Origin of the sequence: Aquibium sp. A9E412, assembly GCF_030398335.1 — a bacterium.
In the GTDB taxonomy this organism is placed as follows: domain Bacteria; phylum Pseudomonadota; class Alphaproteobacteria; order Rhizobiales; family Rhizobiaceae; genus A9E412.
Genome location: NZ_JAOAOP010000085.1, coordinates 1 through 14,120 on the forward strand (window position 1 = coordinate 1; position 14,120 = coordinate 14,120).

The 14,120-nt window shown below is 73.3% G+C and carries 16 protein-coding genes; 11 read left to right on the forward strand and 5 right to left on the reverse strand.

Features of this window, described 5'->3' with window-relative positions:
• Nucleotides 1–107: 107 nt before the first annotated feature.
• From N1F89_RS18880 to trxC, 8 genes are all read left to right on the forward strand, one after another.
• Nucleotides 108–539, forward strand: a complete 432-nt coding sequence (locus N1F89_RS18880) for a DUF2267 domain-containing protein (RefSeq protein ID WP_290085978.1) — start codon at nucleotides 108–110, stop codon at nucleotides 537–539.
• A 7-nt stretch (nucleotides 540–546) separates the two neighbouring features.
• Nucleotides 547–1,218, forward strand: a complete 672-nt coding sequence (locus N1F89_RS18885; protein ID WP_290085979.1) for a phosphoribosyltransferase family protein — start codon at nucleotides 547–549, stop codon at nucleotides 1,216–1,218.
• A gap of 65 nt (nucleotides 1,219–1,283) precedes the next feature.
• Entirely contained in the window at nucleotides 1,284–1,769 is a 486-nt protein-coding gene (locus tag N1F89_RS18890) for a host attachment protein (protein WP_290085980.1), read from the forward strand.
• Between the two features lie 40 nt (nucleotides 1,770–1,809).
• Nucleotides 1,810–2,652 carry a Crp/Fnr family transcriptional regulator gene (locus N1F89_RS18895; protein ID WP_290085981.1) on the forward strand — a complete coding sequence of 281 codons (843 nt, stop codon included), beginning with the start codon at nucleotides 1,810–1,812 and terminating at the stop codon, nucleotides 2,650–2,652.
• Between the two features lie 106 nt (nucleotides 2,653–2,758).
• Nucleotides 2,759–4,021: a hypothetical protein gene (locus N1F89_RS18900; RefSeq protein WP_290085982.1), complete on the forward strand. Its 1,263-nt coding sequence runs from the start codon at nucleotides 2,759–2,761 to the stop codon at nucleotides 4,019–4,021.
• 175 nt (nucleotides 4,022–4,196) lie between these two features.
• Nucleotides 4,197–4,583 carry a DUF302 domain-containing protein gene (locus tag N1F89_RS18905; protein ID WP_290085983.1) on the forward strand — a complete coding sequence of 129 codons (387 nt, stop codon included), beginning with the start codon at nucleotides 4,197–4,199 and terminating at the stop codon, nucleotides 4,581–4,583.
• A 196-nt stretch (nucleotides 4,584–4,779) separates the two neighbouring features.
• Complete coding sequence (locus N1F89_RS18910; protein ID WP_354670339.1) at nucleotides 4,780–6,555, forward strand: heavy metal translocating P-type ATPase; 1,776 nt, start codon at nucleotides 4,780–4,782, stop codon at nucleotides 6,553–6,555.
• A gap of 13 nt (nucleotides 6,556–6,568) precedes the next feature.
• Nucleotides 6,569–7,015, forward strand: coding sequence for a thioredoxin TrxC (gene trxC / locus N1F89_RS18915; RefSeq protein ID WP_290085985.1), 447 nt, complete (start codon nucleotides 6,569–6,571; stop codon nucleotides 7,013–7,015).
• 28 nt (nucleotides 7,016–7,043) lie between these two features.
• On the opposite strand, the gene N1F89_RS18920 is transcribed toward trxC, so the two are convergent.
• The 3 genes from N1F89_RS18920 to fabG all read right to left on the reverse strand — a co-directional run bounded on the left by N1F89_RS18920 (nucleotide 7,044) and on the right by fabG (nucleotide 9,750).
• Nucleotides 7,044–7,433, reverse strand: coding sequence for a DUF5368 family protein (locus N1F89_RS18920; RefSeq protein ID WP_290085986.1), 390 nt, complete (start codon nucleotides 7,431–7,433; stop codon nucleotides 7,044–7,046).
• A 125-nt stretch (nucleotides 7,434–7,558) separates the two neighbouring features.
• On the reverse strand, nucleotides 7,559–8,887 hold the full coding sequence (locus N1F89_RS18925) for an FAD/NAD(P)-binding oxidoreductase (protein WP_290085987.1): 1,329 nt from the start codon (nucleotides 8,885–8,887) through the stop codon (nucleotides 7,559–7,561).
• A 107-nt stretch (nucleotides 8,888–8,994) separates the two neighbouring features.
• The gene (gene fabG, locus N1F89_RS18930; protein ID WP_290085989.1) at nucleotides 8,995–9,750 is read right to left on the reverse strand and encodes a 3-oxoacyl-ACP reductase FabG; all 756 of its coding nucleotides are present in this window, start codon (nucleotides 9,748–9,750) and stop codon (nucleotides 8,995–8,997) included.
• Nucleotides 9,751–9,934: 184 nt separating this feature from the next.
• On the opposite strand from fabG, the gene N1F89_RS18935 reads away from it, so the two are divergent.
• Complete coding sequence (locus N1F89_RS18935; RefSeq protein WP_290085990.1) at nucleotides 9,935–10,762, forward strand: universal stress protein; 828 nt, start codon at nucleotides 9,935–9,937, stop codon at nucleotides 10,760–10,762.
• A gap of 5 nt (nucleotides 10,763–10,767) precedes the next feature.
• Nucleotides 10,768–11,802, forward strand: coding sequence for a hypothetical protein (locus N1F89_RS18940; RefSeq protein WP_290085991.1), 1,035 nt, complete (start codon nucleotides 10,768–10,770; stop codon nucleotides 11,800–11,802).
• On the opposite strand, the gene prs is transcribed toward N1F89_RS18940, so the two are convergent.
• Nucleotides 11,774–12,754, reverse strand: coding sequence for a ribose-phosphate diphosphokinase (gene prs / locus N1F89_RS18945; protein ID WP_290085992.1), 981 nt, complete (start codon nucleotides 12,752–12,754; stop codon nucleotides 11,774–11,776). The genes N1F89_RS18940 and prs overlap by 29 nt on opposite strands.
• 164 nt (nucleotides 12,755–12,918) lie before the next feature.
• The gene (locus N1F89_RS18950) at nucleotides 12,919–13,692 is read right to left on the reverse strand and encodes a ZIP family metal transporter (RefSeq protein WP_290085993.1); all 774 of its coding nucleotides are present in this window, start codon (nucleotides 13,690–13,692) and stop codon (nucleotides 12,919–12,921) included.
• A gap of 159 nt (nucleotides 13,693–13,851) precedes the next feature.
• On the opposite strand from N1F89_RS18950, the gene N1F89_RS18955 reads away from it, so the two are divergent.
• Nucleotides 13,852–14,070 carry a hypothetical protein gene (locus N1F89_RS18955; protein WP_290085994.1) on the forward strand — a complete coding sequence of 73 codons (219 nt, stop codon included), beginning with the start codon at nucleotides 13,852–13,854 and terminating at the stop codon, nucleotides 14,068–14,070.
• Nucleotides 14,071–14,120: the final 50 nt, after the last annotated feature.

The window sequence follows — 14,120 nt, forward strand, 5'->3', positions numbered from 1 at the left end:
CGGCCGCCGGCCGCCCGCCGACCGACCGGGTTTGATCCCGCTCAATGCGCGCTGCGTCGTGTTGCGCGAGTGCTGGCCGACCGGCACCCGCACACGGAGCTCCCGCCATGAGCGACACCACCATCTCCGCCTTCACCCAGGCCGCGCAGCACGCCCAGCAATGGGTCAACGAGCTGTCCGACGATCTCGGCGGCATGGCGCCGCGGCGCGCCTACCGCCTCATGCGCTCGGTGCTGCACGCCGTGCGCGACTGGCTTTCGGTCGAGGAGATGTCGGACCTGTCGGCGCAGCTTCCCATGCTGATCCGCGGCCTCTACTACGAGAACTGGAACCCCTCGGCCGCGCCGACCTGGGAGCGCAGCAAGGCCGACTTCGTCGACCGCATCAAGCAGGACTTCCGCGACGAGCCGCTCGACGACCCCGAGGCGGCGATCGCCGCGGTCTTCCGCCTGCTCGACCGGCACGTCTCGCCCGGCGAGATCCGTCAGGTGCGCCAGGCCATGCGCAAGGGGCTGCAGAACCTCTGGCCGGCGGGCTGAGCGGGCCATGTTCACCGACCGCAGCCAGGCCGGCCGCGAGCTTGCCGCGGCGCTTGCTGCGCGCGACCTGCCGCAGCCGGTCGTGCTGGCGCTGCCGCGCGGCGGGGTGCCGGTCGCCGCGGCGGTGGCCGAAGCGCTTTCGGCACCGCTCGACCTGATGATCGTGCGCAAGGTGGGCGCGCCGGGCAACCCGGAGCTCGCCGTCGCCGCGATCGTCGACGGCAACCCGCCCGACGTCGTCCTCAACCGCACCATCATCGAGGCCTACGGCCTCGACGACGAGGAGCTGCAGCGCCTGGTCGCCGCCGAGCGGCCGGAGCTCGAGCGCCGCCGCACCGCCTACCGCTACCGCCGCAAGCCGCTGTCGGTGCGCGGCCGCAGCGCCATCCTGGTCGATGACGGCGTGGCCACCGGCACCACCGTCAAGGTGGCGCTGCGCGCGCTGCGCCGGCGCGGCCCGGCGCGCATCGTGCTTGCCGTGCCCGTCGGCCCGCCGGAGGTGATCGCCAAGCTCGCCCGCGAGGCCGACGAGGTCGTCTGCCTGTCGCAGCCGGTGCATTTCCTCGCGCTCAGCCAGCACTACCGCCGCTTTCCGCAGCTCACCGACGCGGAGGTGGTCGAAGCGCTGCGCGCCGCGCAGGCGCGCCATCGGGCCGAGAAATCCGCCGGACGCGGATGACCGGCAGGCGCGCCGCACCTTGATTCAGGTCAAGGCGCGGCGTGCGCCGCCGGGCGAAGCTGTCCATGTCCATCAGGGACGATGTCGTCATGGTCCTGCCGAGGGTGTGGGTTCTCGTTGCCGATGCGCGGCACGCCCGCATCGTGCGCAAGATCGGATCGGGTGCGAGCGCGCCGGAGATCAGGGAGCTCGTGCTGCGCGCCAGAAGCACCGCGCTGCGCCGCATCGTCCAGGACGGCGGTCGTCCGGACGACCGTGCGGCCGACTGGCCCGAGGCCGGCCGCAAGGCGCTGCGGGAGGATTTGCGCGCCTTTGCAGAGGACGTGGTGCGGGTGCTCGACAGTCATCGCGTCGCCGGGGATTTCGAGCGTTTGATGGTGGTCGCGCCGGCCGACATGATGGCGGCTCTGCGCGACGCGATGCCGGAGCCCCTGCGCATGGTCACCTTTGCCGAGTTCGTGCGCGACATGACGGGCCTGCCGGAAGCCAAGCTGCGGAAGGCCGTTTCCCAGCTCTTGCCGAGACCGGGCAGCATCGTGCCCGACCGGTGACGACGAAGGGGCGGGGTCTGGCGGTCACAGGAGGAGGATCATGAACGCATTTGTTCAGATGAAGCCGCTGACGACATGCGAGCGTTGCAGCGTCCACCAGCGGGCGCTGTGCGGCGCCGCGGACCCGCAGTTGCAGGCCGAGTTCGAACGGCTCAGCCACATCCGCACGTTCCGCGCCGGCGAAACCGTGGTCGGCGAGACCGAGGAGGCCGGCTTCGTCGGCAACGTCGTCAGCGGCGTGCTGCGGGCGCAGAAGACCATGGCTGACGGCCGCCAGCAGATCGTCGGCCTGCTGATGCCGTCCGACATGTTCGGCCGCGTCTTCGCCCGCACCTCGCAGGTCGGCATCGAGGCGGCGACCGACGCCACGCTGTGCTGCATCGACCGGCACGCCTACGAGGCGCTCCTGGCGCGCCACCCCGAGCTCGAGCACCGCATGCTGCTCGCCGTGCTCGACGAGCTCGACGCGGCGCGCGACTGGATGCTGCTGCTCGGCTGTCAGTCGGTGCCCGAGCGCATCGCCAGCTTCCTGCTCATCCTGTGCCGCCGGATGCGCAACCGGGGCTGCCGACACGGCAGCGCCGACGGCCGCTTCATCCTCGGCGTGCCGATCTCGCGTCGCGACATGGCCGCCTATCTCGGCACCACGGTGGAGACGATCAGCCGCATCGTCCACGAGATGGCGCGCCGGCGCATCCTGCGCATCATCCACCCGCAGACCTTCGAGGTGCTCGACCACGCCCGCCTGGTCGACATGGCCGGCCGGGAGGAGCTCGACCTGTCGGAGACGCTCGCCGGGCCGCCGGCCGACCGTCTCTATCGCCTGCCCGGCGCGAGCCGGGCCGCGCAGCCGGAGACCGGCTGGCGCAAGCTCGCCGGCTGATGCGCTGGTCGATCGGCCGCCGGCCGCGGCACCCGCCCGCTGCCGGCGCGTGCCGCGGCGCGCGCGGACCGCGCACCGACCGCAAACCAGCCTGGGAGCGAGAGCCATGCCGAAACGCCTGATCCTGCCGGTCGCCGTCCTGCTCGCAGCGACCGCCGTGACGGCGGTCGCCGACGAGGTGGTCGTGGGCGGCGACACCTACGTCTCCGGCGCCAATGCCGAGCTCGCCGCCGAGAGCCCGCGCGACGCCGTCCTGTCCGGCTTCTCCGTCGAGCTGTCGGGCCGCGTGACGGGCGACGCCAACGCCGTCGGCTTCGACGTCGACGTCGACGCGCCGGTCGGCGGCGACCTCTATGCCGCCGGCTTCTCGGTGCGCGTCGAGCAGTCGGTCGGCGAGGATCTGTCGGCGCTCGGCTTCACCGTGGCCGTGGACGACGACGCCACCGTTGCCGGCAACGCGCGGCTGGCCGGCGGCAACGTTGTGCTGGAGGGGGCGGTCGCCGGCAGCCTGGTGGCGGCCGCCGGCGCGATGAAGATCGACGGCACGGTGGCCGGCGATGCCCGGCTGACGGCCGGCCGGCTGAGCTTCGGTCCCGACGCGCGCATCGAAGGCACGCTCGTCTACAGCGCGCCCGAGCCGGTCGACATCGCCGCCTCGGTGATCCCGGCCGACCGCGTGCGCTTCGAGCGGCTGGAGATCGACACCGCCTTCGACGGTATGGGCGAGGCGATGGAGGTTCCGTTCCCGAGCTTCTGGCCGTCCTTCTTCGGCATCTTCTTCGGCTTCGTGCTGACGCTGGCCTTCCTGCTCGTCGTCGCAGCACTCGCCATGGCGCTGGCACCGCGGCTCACCGAGGCGCTGCGCGCCGAAGCCGCCGACCGGCCCTTCCGCGCCCTGCTGCTCGGCCTCGTCGGCCTGGCCACGCTGGTCGGCCTCGTGCCCGTCAGCGGCATGACCATCATCGGCCTGCCGCTGGTGCCGATCGTCGTCCTGGCGATCGTGCTCGCCTGGATCGGCGGCTACCTGCTCGGCGCCTACGCGCTGGCCTGGCGCGTCGCCGTCGCCTTCGCCGGTCCGTCCGACACGATGGCGGTGCGGCTTCTCGTGCTCGCCGCCGGCCTGGTGGTGCTGGCGCTGCTCAACTTCATCCCCTTCCTCGGCTGGCTGCTCAACGTTCTGGTCGTGCTGCTCGGCATCGGCGTGTTCACCGAGCGCGCGCTCGAGCCGCTGGTGACGACGGGCCATCGCGCGGTCCCGCCGCCGGCCGCTGCCGGCACCGCCGCCGCCGCGCCCGCCGCGCCGAAGAAGCCGGCCACCCGCCGCCGCGGGACCGGCTCGGGCACCAAGCCGGAAGCGGGCGGCGGCTGAACCGCACGCGCCGCTCGCGCGTTGCCGGTCGCCGGTGTTTGATGCGCGTCAAGGTTTGGCCGCACGCGGCGCGCTTTGATGCGCGCGACCGGCTGTCGGCCGAACCGGTTTCCGCCAGCACGGCGGCCGGCGCGGCCGCGCGTCCCCACCATGGAGCCCGCAGAGGAGCCCGCAGATGACCTATCACTTCACCAAGACGCTCGCGATGCCCTTCGACGCGGCGATCGACCATGTCACCCAGCGTCTCGCCGACAAGGGCTTCGGCGTCCTGTCGACCATCGACGTGTCGGCGACGCTGAAGAAGAAGCTGGACGTGGACTTCAAGCCCTATACCATCCTCGGCGCCTGCAACCCGCAGTTCGCCTACAAGGCGCTGCAGGCGGAGGACAAGATCGGGGCCATGCTGCCGTGCAACGTGATCGTCACCCAGACGGCGCCCGGCGAGGTCGAGGTCTCGGCCGTCGATCCGGTCGCCTCCATGCAGGCGATCGACAATCCCGAGCTCGGCCGGGTGGCCGGTTCGGTGCGCGACATGCTCAGGGACATGGTCGAGGAGCTGTGATCGCGGCTCGCCCGGCCTCGCGTTTGCCGCCGTCGCGGCCGGTGCGCCCGTGAGGCGGCTGCGCTATGCGCTGCTCGGCTTCGCGCTCGCCGGCCTGGCGGCCGGCGGCGTGGCCGCATGGGCCGACCGCGCGGCGCTCGCCGCCCTTCTGTGGTCGCTCGCCACCGCGCCCGTGGCGGTCGCGCTCGCCGTCTCGATGGTGGCCGAGTTCCTGCGCGGCCGGGTCGGCGTCGACGCCATCGCGCTCGTCGCCATGGCCGCGGCGCTCGTCCTCGGCGAGCCGCTCGCCGCGGTCGTCGTGGCGATCATGTATGCCGGCGGCAACGTGCTGGAGGAGTATGCCCGCGGCCGCGCCGAGTACAATCTCAAGGCGCTGACCGACCGCTCGCCGCGCATCGCCCACCGCTTCGCCGACGGCCACGTCGCCGACGTGGCGGTCGGCGAGGTGCGGCCGGGCGACCGCCTCCTGGTGCGCGCCGGCGAGGTGCTGCCGGTCGACGGCGCGCTCGACCAGGATGCGGCGGTGATCGACGAGGCGGCGGTCACCGGCGAGCCGGTGCCGGTCGCGCGCAGCCGCGGCGAGGCGCTGCGCAGCGGCACCGTCAATGCCGGCGAGGCCTTCCGCATGACCGCCACCGCGCGCGCCGGCGAGAGCACCTATGCCGCCATCGTGCGCATGGTCGAGGCCGCGCACGGCGTCAAGGCGCCGTTCATCCGCATGGCCGACCGCTTCGCCATCCTGCTGCTGCCGGCCGCGCTGCTGGTCGCCGGCGCCGCCTGGCTCGCCTCCGGCGATCCGGTGCGCGCGCTCGCGGTGCTGGTGGTCGCCACGCCCTGTCCGCTGATCCTCGCCGCGCCGGTGGCGCTGATCGGCGGCGTGTCGCGGGCGGCGCGGCGCGGCGTCCTGATGAAGGGCGGCGCCGCACTCGAGGCGATGGCGCAGGCGCGCACGGCGCTGTTCGACAAGACCGGAACGCTGACCGAGGGCGGCGCCCGGCTGGTCGCCGCGGCCACGGCGCCGGCGTGGCGCGAGGAGGAGGTGCTGCGGCTGGTCGCCACGCTCGAGCAGGCCTCGCACCACGTCGTCGCCGAGGCGCTGGTCGCCGCCGCGCGCCGGCGCGGCCTCGCGCTGTCGGAGCCGGCGGCGGTCGAGGAGGTGCGCGGCGCCGGCATCTCCGGCACGATCGACGGCCGCCGGGTGCAGGCCGGATCGCGCGCGCTCGTGTGGCCCGGCGAGCGGCCGCTGCCCGGCTGGGCCGCCGCGGCGGCCGACGGCCAGGATCACGCGCTCGTCGTCTTCGTCGCGGTCGACGGCGCGCTCGCCGGCGTGCTGCGCATGGGCGACGGGCTGCGGCCGGAGGCGGCGGCGACGCTGGCGGCGCTGCGCCGCGCCGGCATCGGGCGTCTCGTCATGGTCACCGGCGACGACGCGCAGACGGCGCGGCGCATCGGCGGCGGCCTGCCGCTCGACCACATCGCCGCCGATCTCGAGCCGGACGAGAAGGTGGCGGCGGTGAAGGCCGAGACGGCGCGCGCGCCGACGATGATGGTCGGCGACGGCATCAACGACGCGCCGGCGCTCGCGGCCGCCGGCGTCGGCGTGGCGATGGGCGCGCGCGGCGCCACCGCGTCGTCGGAGGCCGCCGACGTGGTCGTCATGATCGACCGGGTCGACCGCGTCGCCGAGGCCTACGCCATCGCCGTGCGCTCGCGCGCCATCGCGCTGCAGAGCATCGTCGTCGGCCTGGTGCTGTCCGGCATCGCCATGGTGGTGGCCGCCTTCGGCTACATCACCCCGGTCGCCGGCGCGCTGCTGCAGGAAGGCATCGACGTCGCCGTCATCCTCAATGCGCTGCGCGCGCTGGGCGGGCCGGAAACGGCCGTCGCCGCGCCGCACGGCGACACGCAGAAGCCAGGCCGCGATACCGGTCTCGAGGACGCCCCGCCGGCCGCCCCGGCTCGGACACGTTGAAGGAATCCGAACCATGAGCGAGAGCCGTCACATCGTGTGCACCGCCTGCGGCGCGGTCAACCGCGTGCCCGCCGACCGGCCGGCCGGCAAGGCGCGCTGCGGCACCTGCCGCCAGCCGCTGTTCGGCGGCAAGCCGGCCGAGGTCGACGCGGCGATGTTCGAGCGTCAGGTGCGGCGCGGCGACCTGCCGGTGGTGGTCGACGTGTGGGCGCCGTGGTGCGGACCGTGCCACGCCATGGCGCCGGCCTATGCCGCCGCCGCCGAGGCGCTGGAGCCGGACGTGCGCTTTCTCAAGCTCAACTCCGACGCCGAGCCGGAGCTCGCCGGTCGGCTCGGCATTCGCGGCATCCCGACGCTGATCCTCTACGGCCGCGGTGCGGAGATCGCGCGCACCTCCGGTGCCATGCAGACGCGCCAGATCGTCGAGTGGATCGGCGGCCGGCTGGCCGGCGCGGCGTGAGCCGGCGCGCCGGCCGCCGCAGCACCCGTCAGGTGCCGAAGGAGGAGCCGAGCGCGCCCGGCCGTTCGACCGCCGCGCTGCCGCGCGCGGCGAGCGCCAGCACGCCGTAGGCGAGGATCGTCCAGCCGAGGAAGCCGCCGATCCAGATCGCCAGCACCAGCACCACGTCGATCGCACCGCCGATGTCGGCCGGCGAGGAATTGGTGATCCACCACATGAAGATGATGGCGACGAAGCCGCCGGCGACGCCGGCGAGCTGCGCCCATACGAAGCGGCGGCTGACCAGCCCGCCGTCGCGCACCAGCGCGTAGACGAAGGCGGCCAGGCCGAACGCGGCCAGCGCCAGGATGAGCCACAGCCACAGGCCGAGCATCTCCTGGAACACCGAGAAGAACACCATCGGGTCGAGCTCTTGCATGTCAGCCTCCTTGTCGTCGGTCGTCGCCGCGTCGGCTCACCCGACGGCGCAATCGTGCCGGAACGTCGAACACATGTACCATGCGGTCGTGGGATGGCCGCCGCGCGCTTGCCGCCGTCACGGGCTCAGGCCTTGCCGCGCAGCATCGCGTAGTAGGTCGGCTTCAGCGCCGTCTCTTTCATCACCCAGGAGATCCACAGCTCCTCGAGCGGCGCGATGACGCCGGGGAACGACGGCACGAGGTTGTTGTCGTAGTCGAACTCGATCAGCATCGCCCGGCCCACCCGGGTGATCAGCGGGCACGAGGTGTAGCCGTTGTAGGCGCTGTCGGACGGCGTGCCGGAGATCGCCGCGACGAGCTGGTCGGCGACGACCGGCACCTGCCACTTCACGCTCGCCGCCGTCTTGCCCTTGGGCACGCCGGCCACGTCGCCGACGGCGAAGACGTTGGCATAGCGTGGGTGGCGCAGCGTCGCCCGGTCGGCCTCCACCCAGCCGTCCGCCGCCCACGGCCCGGTCTGCCAGGGCAGGGCGCTGTTGCGCACCGCCTCGGGCGCGCGCATCGGCGGCACCACATGGGCGAAATCGTAGCCGAGCTCCTTGCTGCCGTCCGGCGTGTCGTAGGTGATGATGCGGCGCGCCGGGTCGATCGCCCGCATCACGTGGCTCTTCGCCGTCTGGATGCCGCGCTCGGCGAACAGCATGCGCAGCTTCTCCGCCACGATCGGCACGCCGAACAGCGAATCGTTGTGCGCGGCGTAGATCAGCTCCGAGCTGCCGCGGTTGCCCATGCGTGACAGCGTGTCCTCGGTCAGGAAGGTGTATTTGAGCGGCGCGCCGGCGCACTTCATCTCGCCCGCCGGGCGGCCGAACAGGCCGACGCCGCCGGTCTCGGCGAACCGCGCCATCGCCGCGTAGGTCGCCGCCGCCGCCTCCGGCCCGGCATAGACGCTGCCGATGCCGTCCTTGCCGATCAGCCCGACATCCATGCCCTCGATGGCGCCGTAGTCGAGCGTGAGTCCGGTGGCCACGACGAGGAAGTCGTAGGGCACCTGGCGGCCCGACGCGGTGACCACGCGATTGCCGTCGGCATCGATCTCGGCGACCGCCTCCTCGAGCCATTCGGCCCCGCGCGGCACGTAGCTCGCCGTGCCCGACACCACGTAGCTGGCCGGTTTGAGCCCGGCGCCCACCAGGGTGAAGCCCGGCTGGTAGTAGTGCGGCCGCCGGCCGTCGATCAGCGTGATCGACGCGCCGTCGAGCATCGCCGACAGCCGGTTGGCCATCGCCAGGCCGGCCGCGCCGGCGCCGGCGATGACGATGCGCGCCGAGGTCTTCACCGCTGCCGCCCTGGCCGGCGTCGTGGCGGGAACGGCGAGCGCCGCGGCGCCGGCCAGCGCCAGCTTAAGGACGTCGCGCCGCCCGTAGCCCTCAGTCTCGAAATGCTCCGGCATGGTTCGTCTCTCTCGTCGGTGTTCCGCTTTGCCGGACATCTCGGACCGGGCGCGGGGGCCCGGCATTGACGCCCGTCAATGCCGGGGCGTCGCGGCGCTGCGGCGGATCAGCGCGCCGTGTAGGCGCCGTCCACCAGATGGTAGCTGCCGGTGATGAAGCTCGCCCGGTCCGACAGCAGGAAGCAGGTCAGCGCCGAGACCTCCTCCGGCCGGCCGATGCGGCCGATCGGATGCAGCGCGGCGAGCTGGCCGATCGTCTCGGCGTCGAGGTTCTTGCTCAGAAGCGGCGTGTCGACGAAGCCCGGCCCGACGGCGTTGATGCGCACGCCCTTGTCGCCGTACTCCATCGCCGCCGTCTTGGTCATGCCGACCACGGCGTGCTTGGCGGCGACATAGGCGCCGGCATTGGCGAAGCCGACGGAGCCGAGGATCGAGGCCATGTTGACGATCGCGCCGCCGCCGCTCTCCAGCATCGCCGGGATCTGGTGGCGCAGGCCGTAGAACACGCCGTTGAGGTTGACGTCGATGACCTGGCGCCAGCCGTCGAGCGGGTATTCGCCGAGCGGCGCGCTCGGCCCGCCGATGCCCGCATTGTTGACCGCCAGATGCAGCCCGCCGCCGGTCTGCACGGCGAAATCGACCATCCGCGCCACCGCGTCGGCGTCGCTGACGTCGACGGCGAAGGGCTTGGCCCTGCCGCCCTTGTTGGCGATCGCCTTGCTGACGGCCGCGGCGGCCCTCTCGTCCAGGTCCGCCGTCACGACGAGGGCGCCGCGCGCGGCGAGTTCGTGGGCGATGGCAACGCCGATACCCGATCCCGCGCCGGTCACCACGGCCACCTTGTCCTCGAAATCCTTCTGCATCGGTCTTCTCCGTCTTCCTGGCTGGCAATCTGCGTCGCCGAGCCATAGCCTCGGCGGCCGGCCGGCGACTTGACTTCGGTCAACCCGGCCGCCGCCCAGGCGCCGTTTGCGGCTTGACCGGCATCAAGGCGCCGCCCCGGCGGCGATGCACGATTGGCGCGCTGTGACACGAGAGGGACCGCCGATGATCTACAACGCCATCCTGCTGCATCTCGGGCTCGACGACACCGGCGACGAGCCGCTCGCCTTCGGCCGCACTCTGGCGCGGCGCTTCGAGGCCGACCTGATCGCCCTTTCCGCCTGCGCGCCGCAGCGCCCGTCGCTGACCGGCGAGGCAGCGATGCTGCGCGACGAGCTGCTGCGCCAGCAGATCGACGACATCGAGAAGCGGCTGGCCGCGCTCAAGGAGGCCTTCGAGGCCGCCGCCGGCGAGGACGGCCGGGTTTCCTGGCGCGGCATGGTCGGGTCGCCGACCACGCTGCTCGCCCGCCACGCGCGCGCCGCCGACCTGGTGGTCGTGGCGCAGGAGAACACCGACTTCGGCACCGCCGGCGACGACGGCGTCGACGTCGGCACGCTGATCCTCGGCGCCGGGCGGCCGGTGCTGGTCGCCGCCGAGGGCGCGCCGGCGATTGCCGCGCAGTCGGTCGTCGTCGGCTGGAAGGACACGCGCGAGGCGCGCCGCGCCGTCGCCGACGCGATGCCTTTCCTTGTGCATGCCAAGGAGGTTCTGGTCGCCGCCGTCGACGAGGGGGCGCAGGACGACCCGCAGGCAGGGCTCGCCGACGTGGTGCGCTATCTCATGCGGCACGGCGCCAAGGCGCGCTCGGAGGTGCTCGACGGGCGCAGCCTGCTCGCCGGTGCCGCGCTGACCGACGCCGCGCGCGGCATGGGCGCCGACCTGCTGGTCGCCGGCGCCTTCGGCCACAGCCGCTTCCGCGAATGGGTGTTCGGCGGCGCGACGCGCTCGCTGCTCGGCGACGGCTCGCTCCACCGGCTGTTCTCGAGCTGAACGGCGTGGCCGGTTCGCAGGCGCTGGCCGAGACCGTCCGCTTCCTCGCCGATCCGGCCGTCTACGGTCCCGAGGCGCATGGCGGGGCGACCGCCAGGGTCGAGGCGCGCGAGACGCACATGTCGTGGGTCTTCCTCACCGCGCATCGCGTCTACAAGCTGAAGAAGCCGGTGCGCTATCCCTTCCTCGACTTCTCGACCGTCGCACTGCGCGGCCGTTTCTGCCGCGAGGAGCTGCGTCTCAACCGGCGGCTGGCGGCCGAATCCTACCTTGCCGTGCGCCGCATCGCGCGCGCGGCGGACGGTGGGCTGGCGCTCGACGGCGCCGGCGACACCGTCGACTGGCTGGTCGAGATGGTGCGCCTGCCGGAGGCGGAGATGCTCGACCGGCGCATCGCCGGCGGCCGGCTGTCGCGCGCCGATGTGGAGGCGCTCGGCGCGCGGCTGGCCGCCTTCTATGCCGGCCAGGCCGGCCGCCGGCACGACGGGCGGGCCTACGGCGCGCGCCTGGTTGCCGAGCAGGCGGTCAACCGCCGGGTGCTCGCGCGCGGTCCGGCCGCGCTCGACGGGGCGGCCGCGCCGCTCGCCGCCGTCGACGCCGCGCTGGAACGGCTGCGGCCGCAGCTCGCCGAACGCGCCGAGGCCGGTCTGCTGGTCGACGGCCATGGCGACCTGCGGCCGGAGCATGTGTGCCTCGCCGATCCGCTGCAGATCATCGACTGCCTCGAGTTCAACCCGCTGCTGCGCTGCGTCGATCCCTTCGACGAGGTGGGCTATCTCGGGCTCGAATGCGCCGTGCTCGGGGCGGGCTGGGTGGCGCCGCTGCTTGCCGCGCCGCTTGCCGCGCGGCTGGCGCCGCCGTCGCCGGCGCTGGCCGCGCTCTACCGCGCCTTCCGCGCGCTGCTGCGCGCCCGGCTGTGCATGGCGCATCTGCTGGAGACGCCGGTGCGCAAGCCGGCGAAGTGGCGGCCGCTGGCCGGCCGCTACCTCGCCGCCGCCGAGCGCGCCTGCGTCAGCCTGGGGTGTGCAGGAGGTCGCTGATCGAGCCGCCCTCGGCGAGCAGCCGCACCGCCTCGCCGATCAGCGGCGCGGCCTCGGCGATGCGCAGCCGTTCGTCCGCGCGCGCCTCGGCCTCCTGGCGCGCCCGCGCCACGCTGTCGGTCACCGTGACGCTGTCGATCTCGCCGCCGGCCAGCAGCGCCTCGGCGCCGGCGTCGAACAGGCCGTGCGTCGCCAGCGCATGGACGGCCGCTGCGCCGCGCGCGCGGCAGGCGCGTGCCGCCCGCAGCATGGTGCCGCCCGAGCCGATCATGTCGTCGACGATGAACACCGCGCTGTCCTCGACGGCGCCGGCGAACAGCTCGCCCGACACGACGCCGCCGCTGCGCCGCTTCTCGGCGAAGCCGAAGCCGGCCGCCGCGCCGGTCTCCGCCTCGTAGGCCTCCTTGAGGAGCTGCGCCCGCTTCACGCCGCCGCCGTCGGGCGAGAACACCGTCACCGGCAGGTCGCCGGCCAGCGCCGCGATCTCGCGGCAGAACAGCCGCCGGGTGTCGAGATGCACCGTCTGGCAGCGGAAGGCGTTCTGGAAGGCGGCGATGTTGTGCACGTCGAGCGTGACGACGCGGTCGGTGCCGATCGCCTCGAAGAGCTGCGCGACATAGCGCGTCGTCACCGGGTCGCGCGTCTTGGTCTGCCGGTCCTTGCGCGAATAGGCGAGGTAGGGCACGACCGCCGTCACGCTGGCCGCGCCGTTGTCGCGGCAGGCGGCGAGGAAGAACAGCAGCCGGCACAGCTTGTCGTTGGCCGACTGCTCGAGCGTGCCCTCGAGGCTGTGCAGCACGTAGACGTCCTCGCCGCGCACGCCGGTCATCGGCCGCGCCTTGTGCTCGCCGCCCTCGAAGTCGCGCTCCTCGTGCGGTGCGAGCGTGGTCCACAGCACGCGCGCCACCGCGGCGCCGAGCGTCTGCGAACCGTCGAGAGCGAACAGTTTCATGGCGGTCTCCCTGGGGCCTGTCGGCGATCGTCGCACGGGCTGCGCCGCGGTTCGGACCCGCCGGCCGGCGCGATCATGCGCCGGAGCGGGGGCGGCGGGCAAGGCGCAGTGTCGGCGCCGCGACCCGCCGCCGCCTTGACCGGGCTCAAGGGCGGCACCGGGTCTCAGCCGAACGCGACGTCGAGGAACATCATCACCGCGAGCCCCACCGTCAGGCCGAGCGTCGCCTGCTTCTCGTAGCCGTGCCGGTGCGTCTCCGGCACGATCTCGTGGCTGATCACGTAGAGCATGGCGCCGGCGGCGAAGGTCAGCCCCCAGGGCAGCACGACGCTCGACACGCTGACGGCCCAGGCACCGACGAGCCCGGCGGCGGGCTCGACCAGGCCGCTCAGCGTGGCCACCGCGAAGGCGTGCCAGCGGCCGTAGCCGATCGACACCAGGGAGAGCGCCACCGCCAGCCCCTCCGGCACGTTCTGCAGGCCGATGCCGACGGCCAGCGTCGTGCCGCCGGCCATGTCGCCGCCGCCGAAGCCGACGCCGACGGCAAGCCCTTCGGGCGCGTTGTGGATGGTGATCGCCAGCACGAACAGCCAGATGCGCGCCAGCGCCGCGGCGTCCGGCCCCTGGCGGCCCTGGAAGAAGTGCTCGTGCGGCACCCATTCGTTGAGGCCGGCCATCACGCCGGCGCCGATGACCACGCCGGCCACCGCGATCGCCGCGGCGGCGAGGTCGGTGCCGTGCATCTCGCGCGCCGCCTCGATGCCCGGCAGGATCAGCGAGAAGAAGGAGGCGGCGAGCATCACCCCGGCGGCGAAGCCGAGCAGCACGTCGGAGCGCTTCTGCGAGACGGTGCGGCCGAACAGCACCGGCAGCGCGCCGGCGCCCGTCATCAGGCCGGCGAGCAGGCTGGCGGTGAAGCCCAGGAGGACGGCGTTCAAGCGAGAGACTCCCACGCAAAGGCCGCACGGCGCGTCGGCGCGGCGGCACCAGCGTTATCGGGCGGGCGGCGGCCCGGATTTGACGTCGGTCAATGCGCCGCCGGCGCGCCATGTTCCCATGGCGGCGGTTCATCGCGCAAACAGGGAGCGGCAAGTCAGATGGCACAAACCAACGATTCGACGAGCGAGACGAGGCGCCCGCGGCTGATGCCCTGGTCGATCGGCGCCGTCATCATCCTCGCCGCGGTGCTGTTCGTCGGCTACCGCATGGCGACCAGCGAATGCGGCCTGTCGGTGCCGCTCGAGCTCGGCGTGCTGGTGGTCATCCCGGTCGTCTATCTCGTCCTGATGTATCTCACTTTCGTCAGCCAGGAGTGAGGCGGCCATGGCGAAGGAGACTGCCGGTACCGTCCGCGCGCGCTACGAGC

What these genes read in the sequence shown, in the direction of transcription:
- N1F89_RS18920 (WP_290085986.1), bottom strand. Translation starts at nt 7,433, where the DNA reads ATGCAAGAGCTCGACCCGATGGTGTTCTTCTCGGTGTTCCAGGAGATG.
- N1F89_RS18935 (WP_290085990.1), top strand. Translation starts at nt 9,935, where the DNA reads ATGATCTACAACGCCATCCTGCTGCATCTCGGGCTCGACGACACCGGC.
- N1F89_RS18885 (WP_290085979.1), top strand. Translation starts at nt 547, where the DNA reads ATGTTCACCGACCGCAGCCAGGCCGGCCGCGAGCTTGCCGCGGCGCTT.
- N1F89_RS18905 (WP_290085983.1), top strand. Translation starts at nt 4,197, where the DNA reads ATGACCTATCACTTCACCAAGACGCTCGCGATGCCCTTCGACGCGGCG.
- N1F89_RS18880 (WP_290085978.1), top strand. Translation starts at nt 108, where the DNA reads ATGAGCGACACCACCATCTCCGCCTTCACCCAGGCCGCGCAGCACGCC.
- N1F89_RS18910 (WP_354670339.1), top strand. Translation starts at nt 4,780, where the DNA reads ATGGTGGCCGAGTTCCTGCGCGGCCGGGTCGGCGTCGACGCCATCGCG.
- trxC (WP_290085985.1), top strand. Translation starts at nt 6,569, where the DNA reads ATGAGCGAGAGCCGTCACATCGTGTGCACCGCCTGCGGCGCGGTCAAC.
- N1F89_RS18890 (WP_290085980.1), top strand. Translation starts at nt 1,284, where the DNA reads ATGTCCATCAGGGACGATGTCGTCATGGTCCTGCCGAGGGTGTGGGTT.
- N1F89_RS18895 (WP_290085981.1), top strand. Translation starts at nt 1,810, where the DNA reads ATGAACGCATTTGTTCAGATGAAGCCGCTGACGACATGCGAGCGTTGC.
- prs (WP_290085992.1), bottom strand. Translation starts at nt 12,754, where the DNA reads ATGAAACTGTTCGCTCTCGACGGTTCGCAGACGCTCGGCGCCGCGGTG.
- fabG (WP_290085989.1), bottom strand. Translation starts at nt 9,750, where the DNA reads ATGCAGAAGGATTTCGAGGACAAGGTGGCCGTGGTGACCGGCGCGGGA.
- N1F89_RS18925 (WP_290085987.1), bottom strand. Translation starts at nt 8,887, where the DNA reads ATGCCGGAGCATTTCGAGACTGAGGGCTACGGGCGGCGCGACGTCCTT.
- N1F89_RS18900 (WP_290085982.1), top strand. Translation starts at nt 2,759, where the DNA reads ATGCCGAAACGCCTGATCCTGCCGGTCGCCGTCCTGCTCGCAGCGACC.
- N1F89_RS18955 (WP_290085994.1), top strand. Translation starts at nt 13,852, where the DNA reads ATGGCACAAACCAACGATTCGACGAGCGAGACGAGGCGCCCGCGGCTG.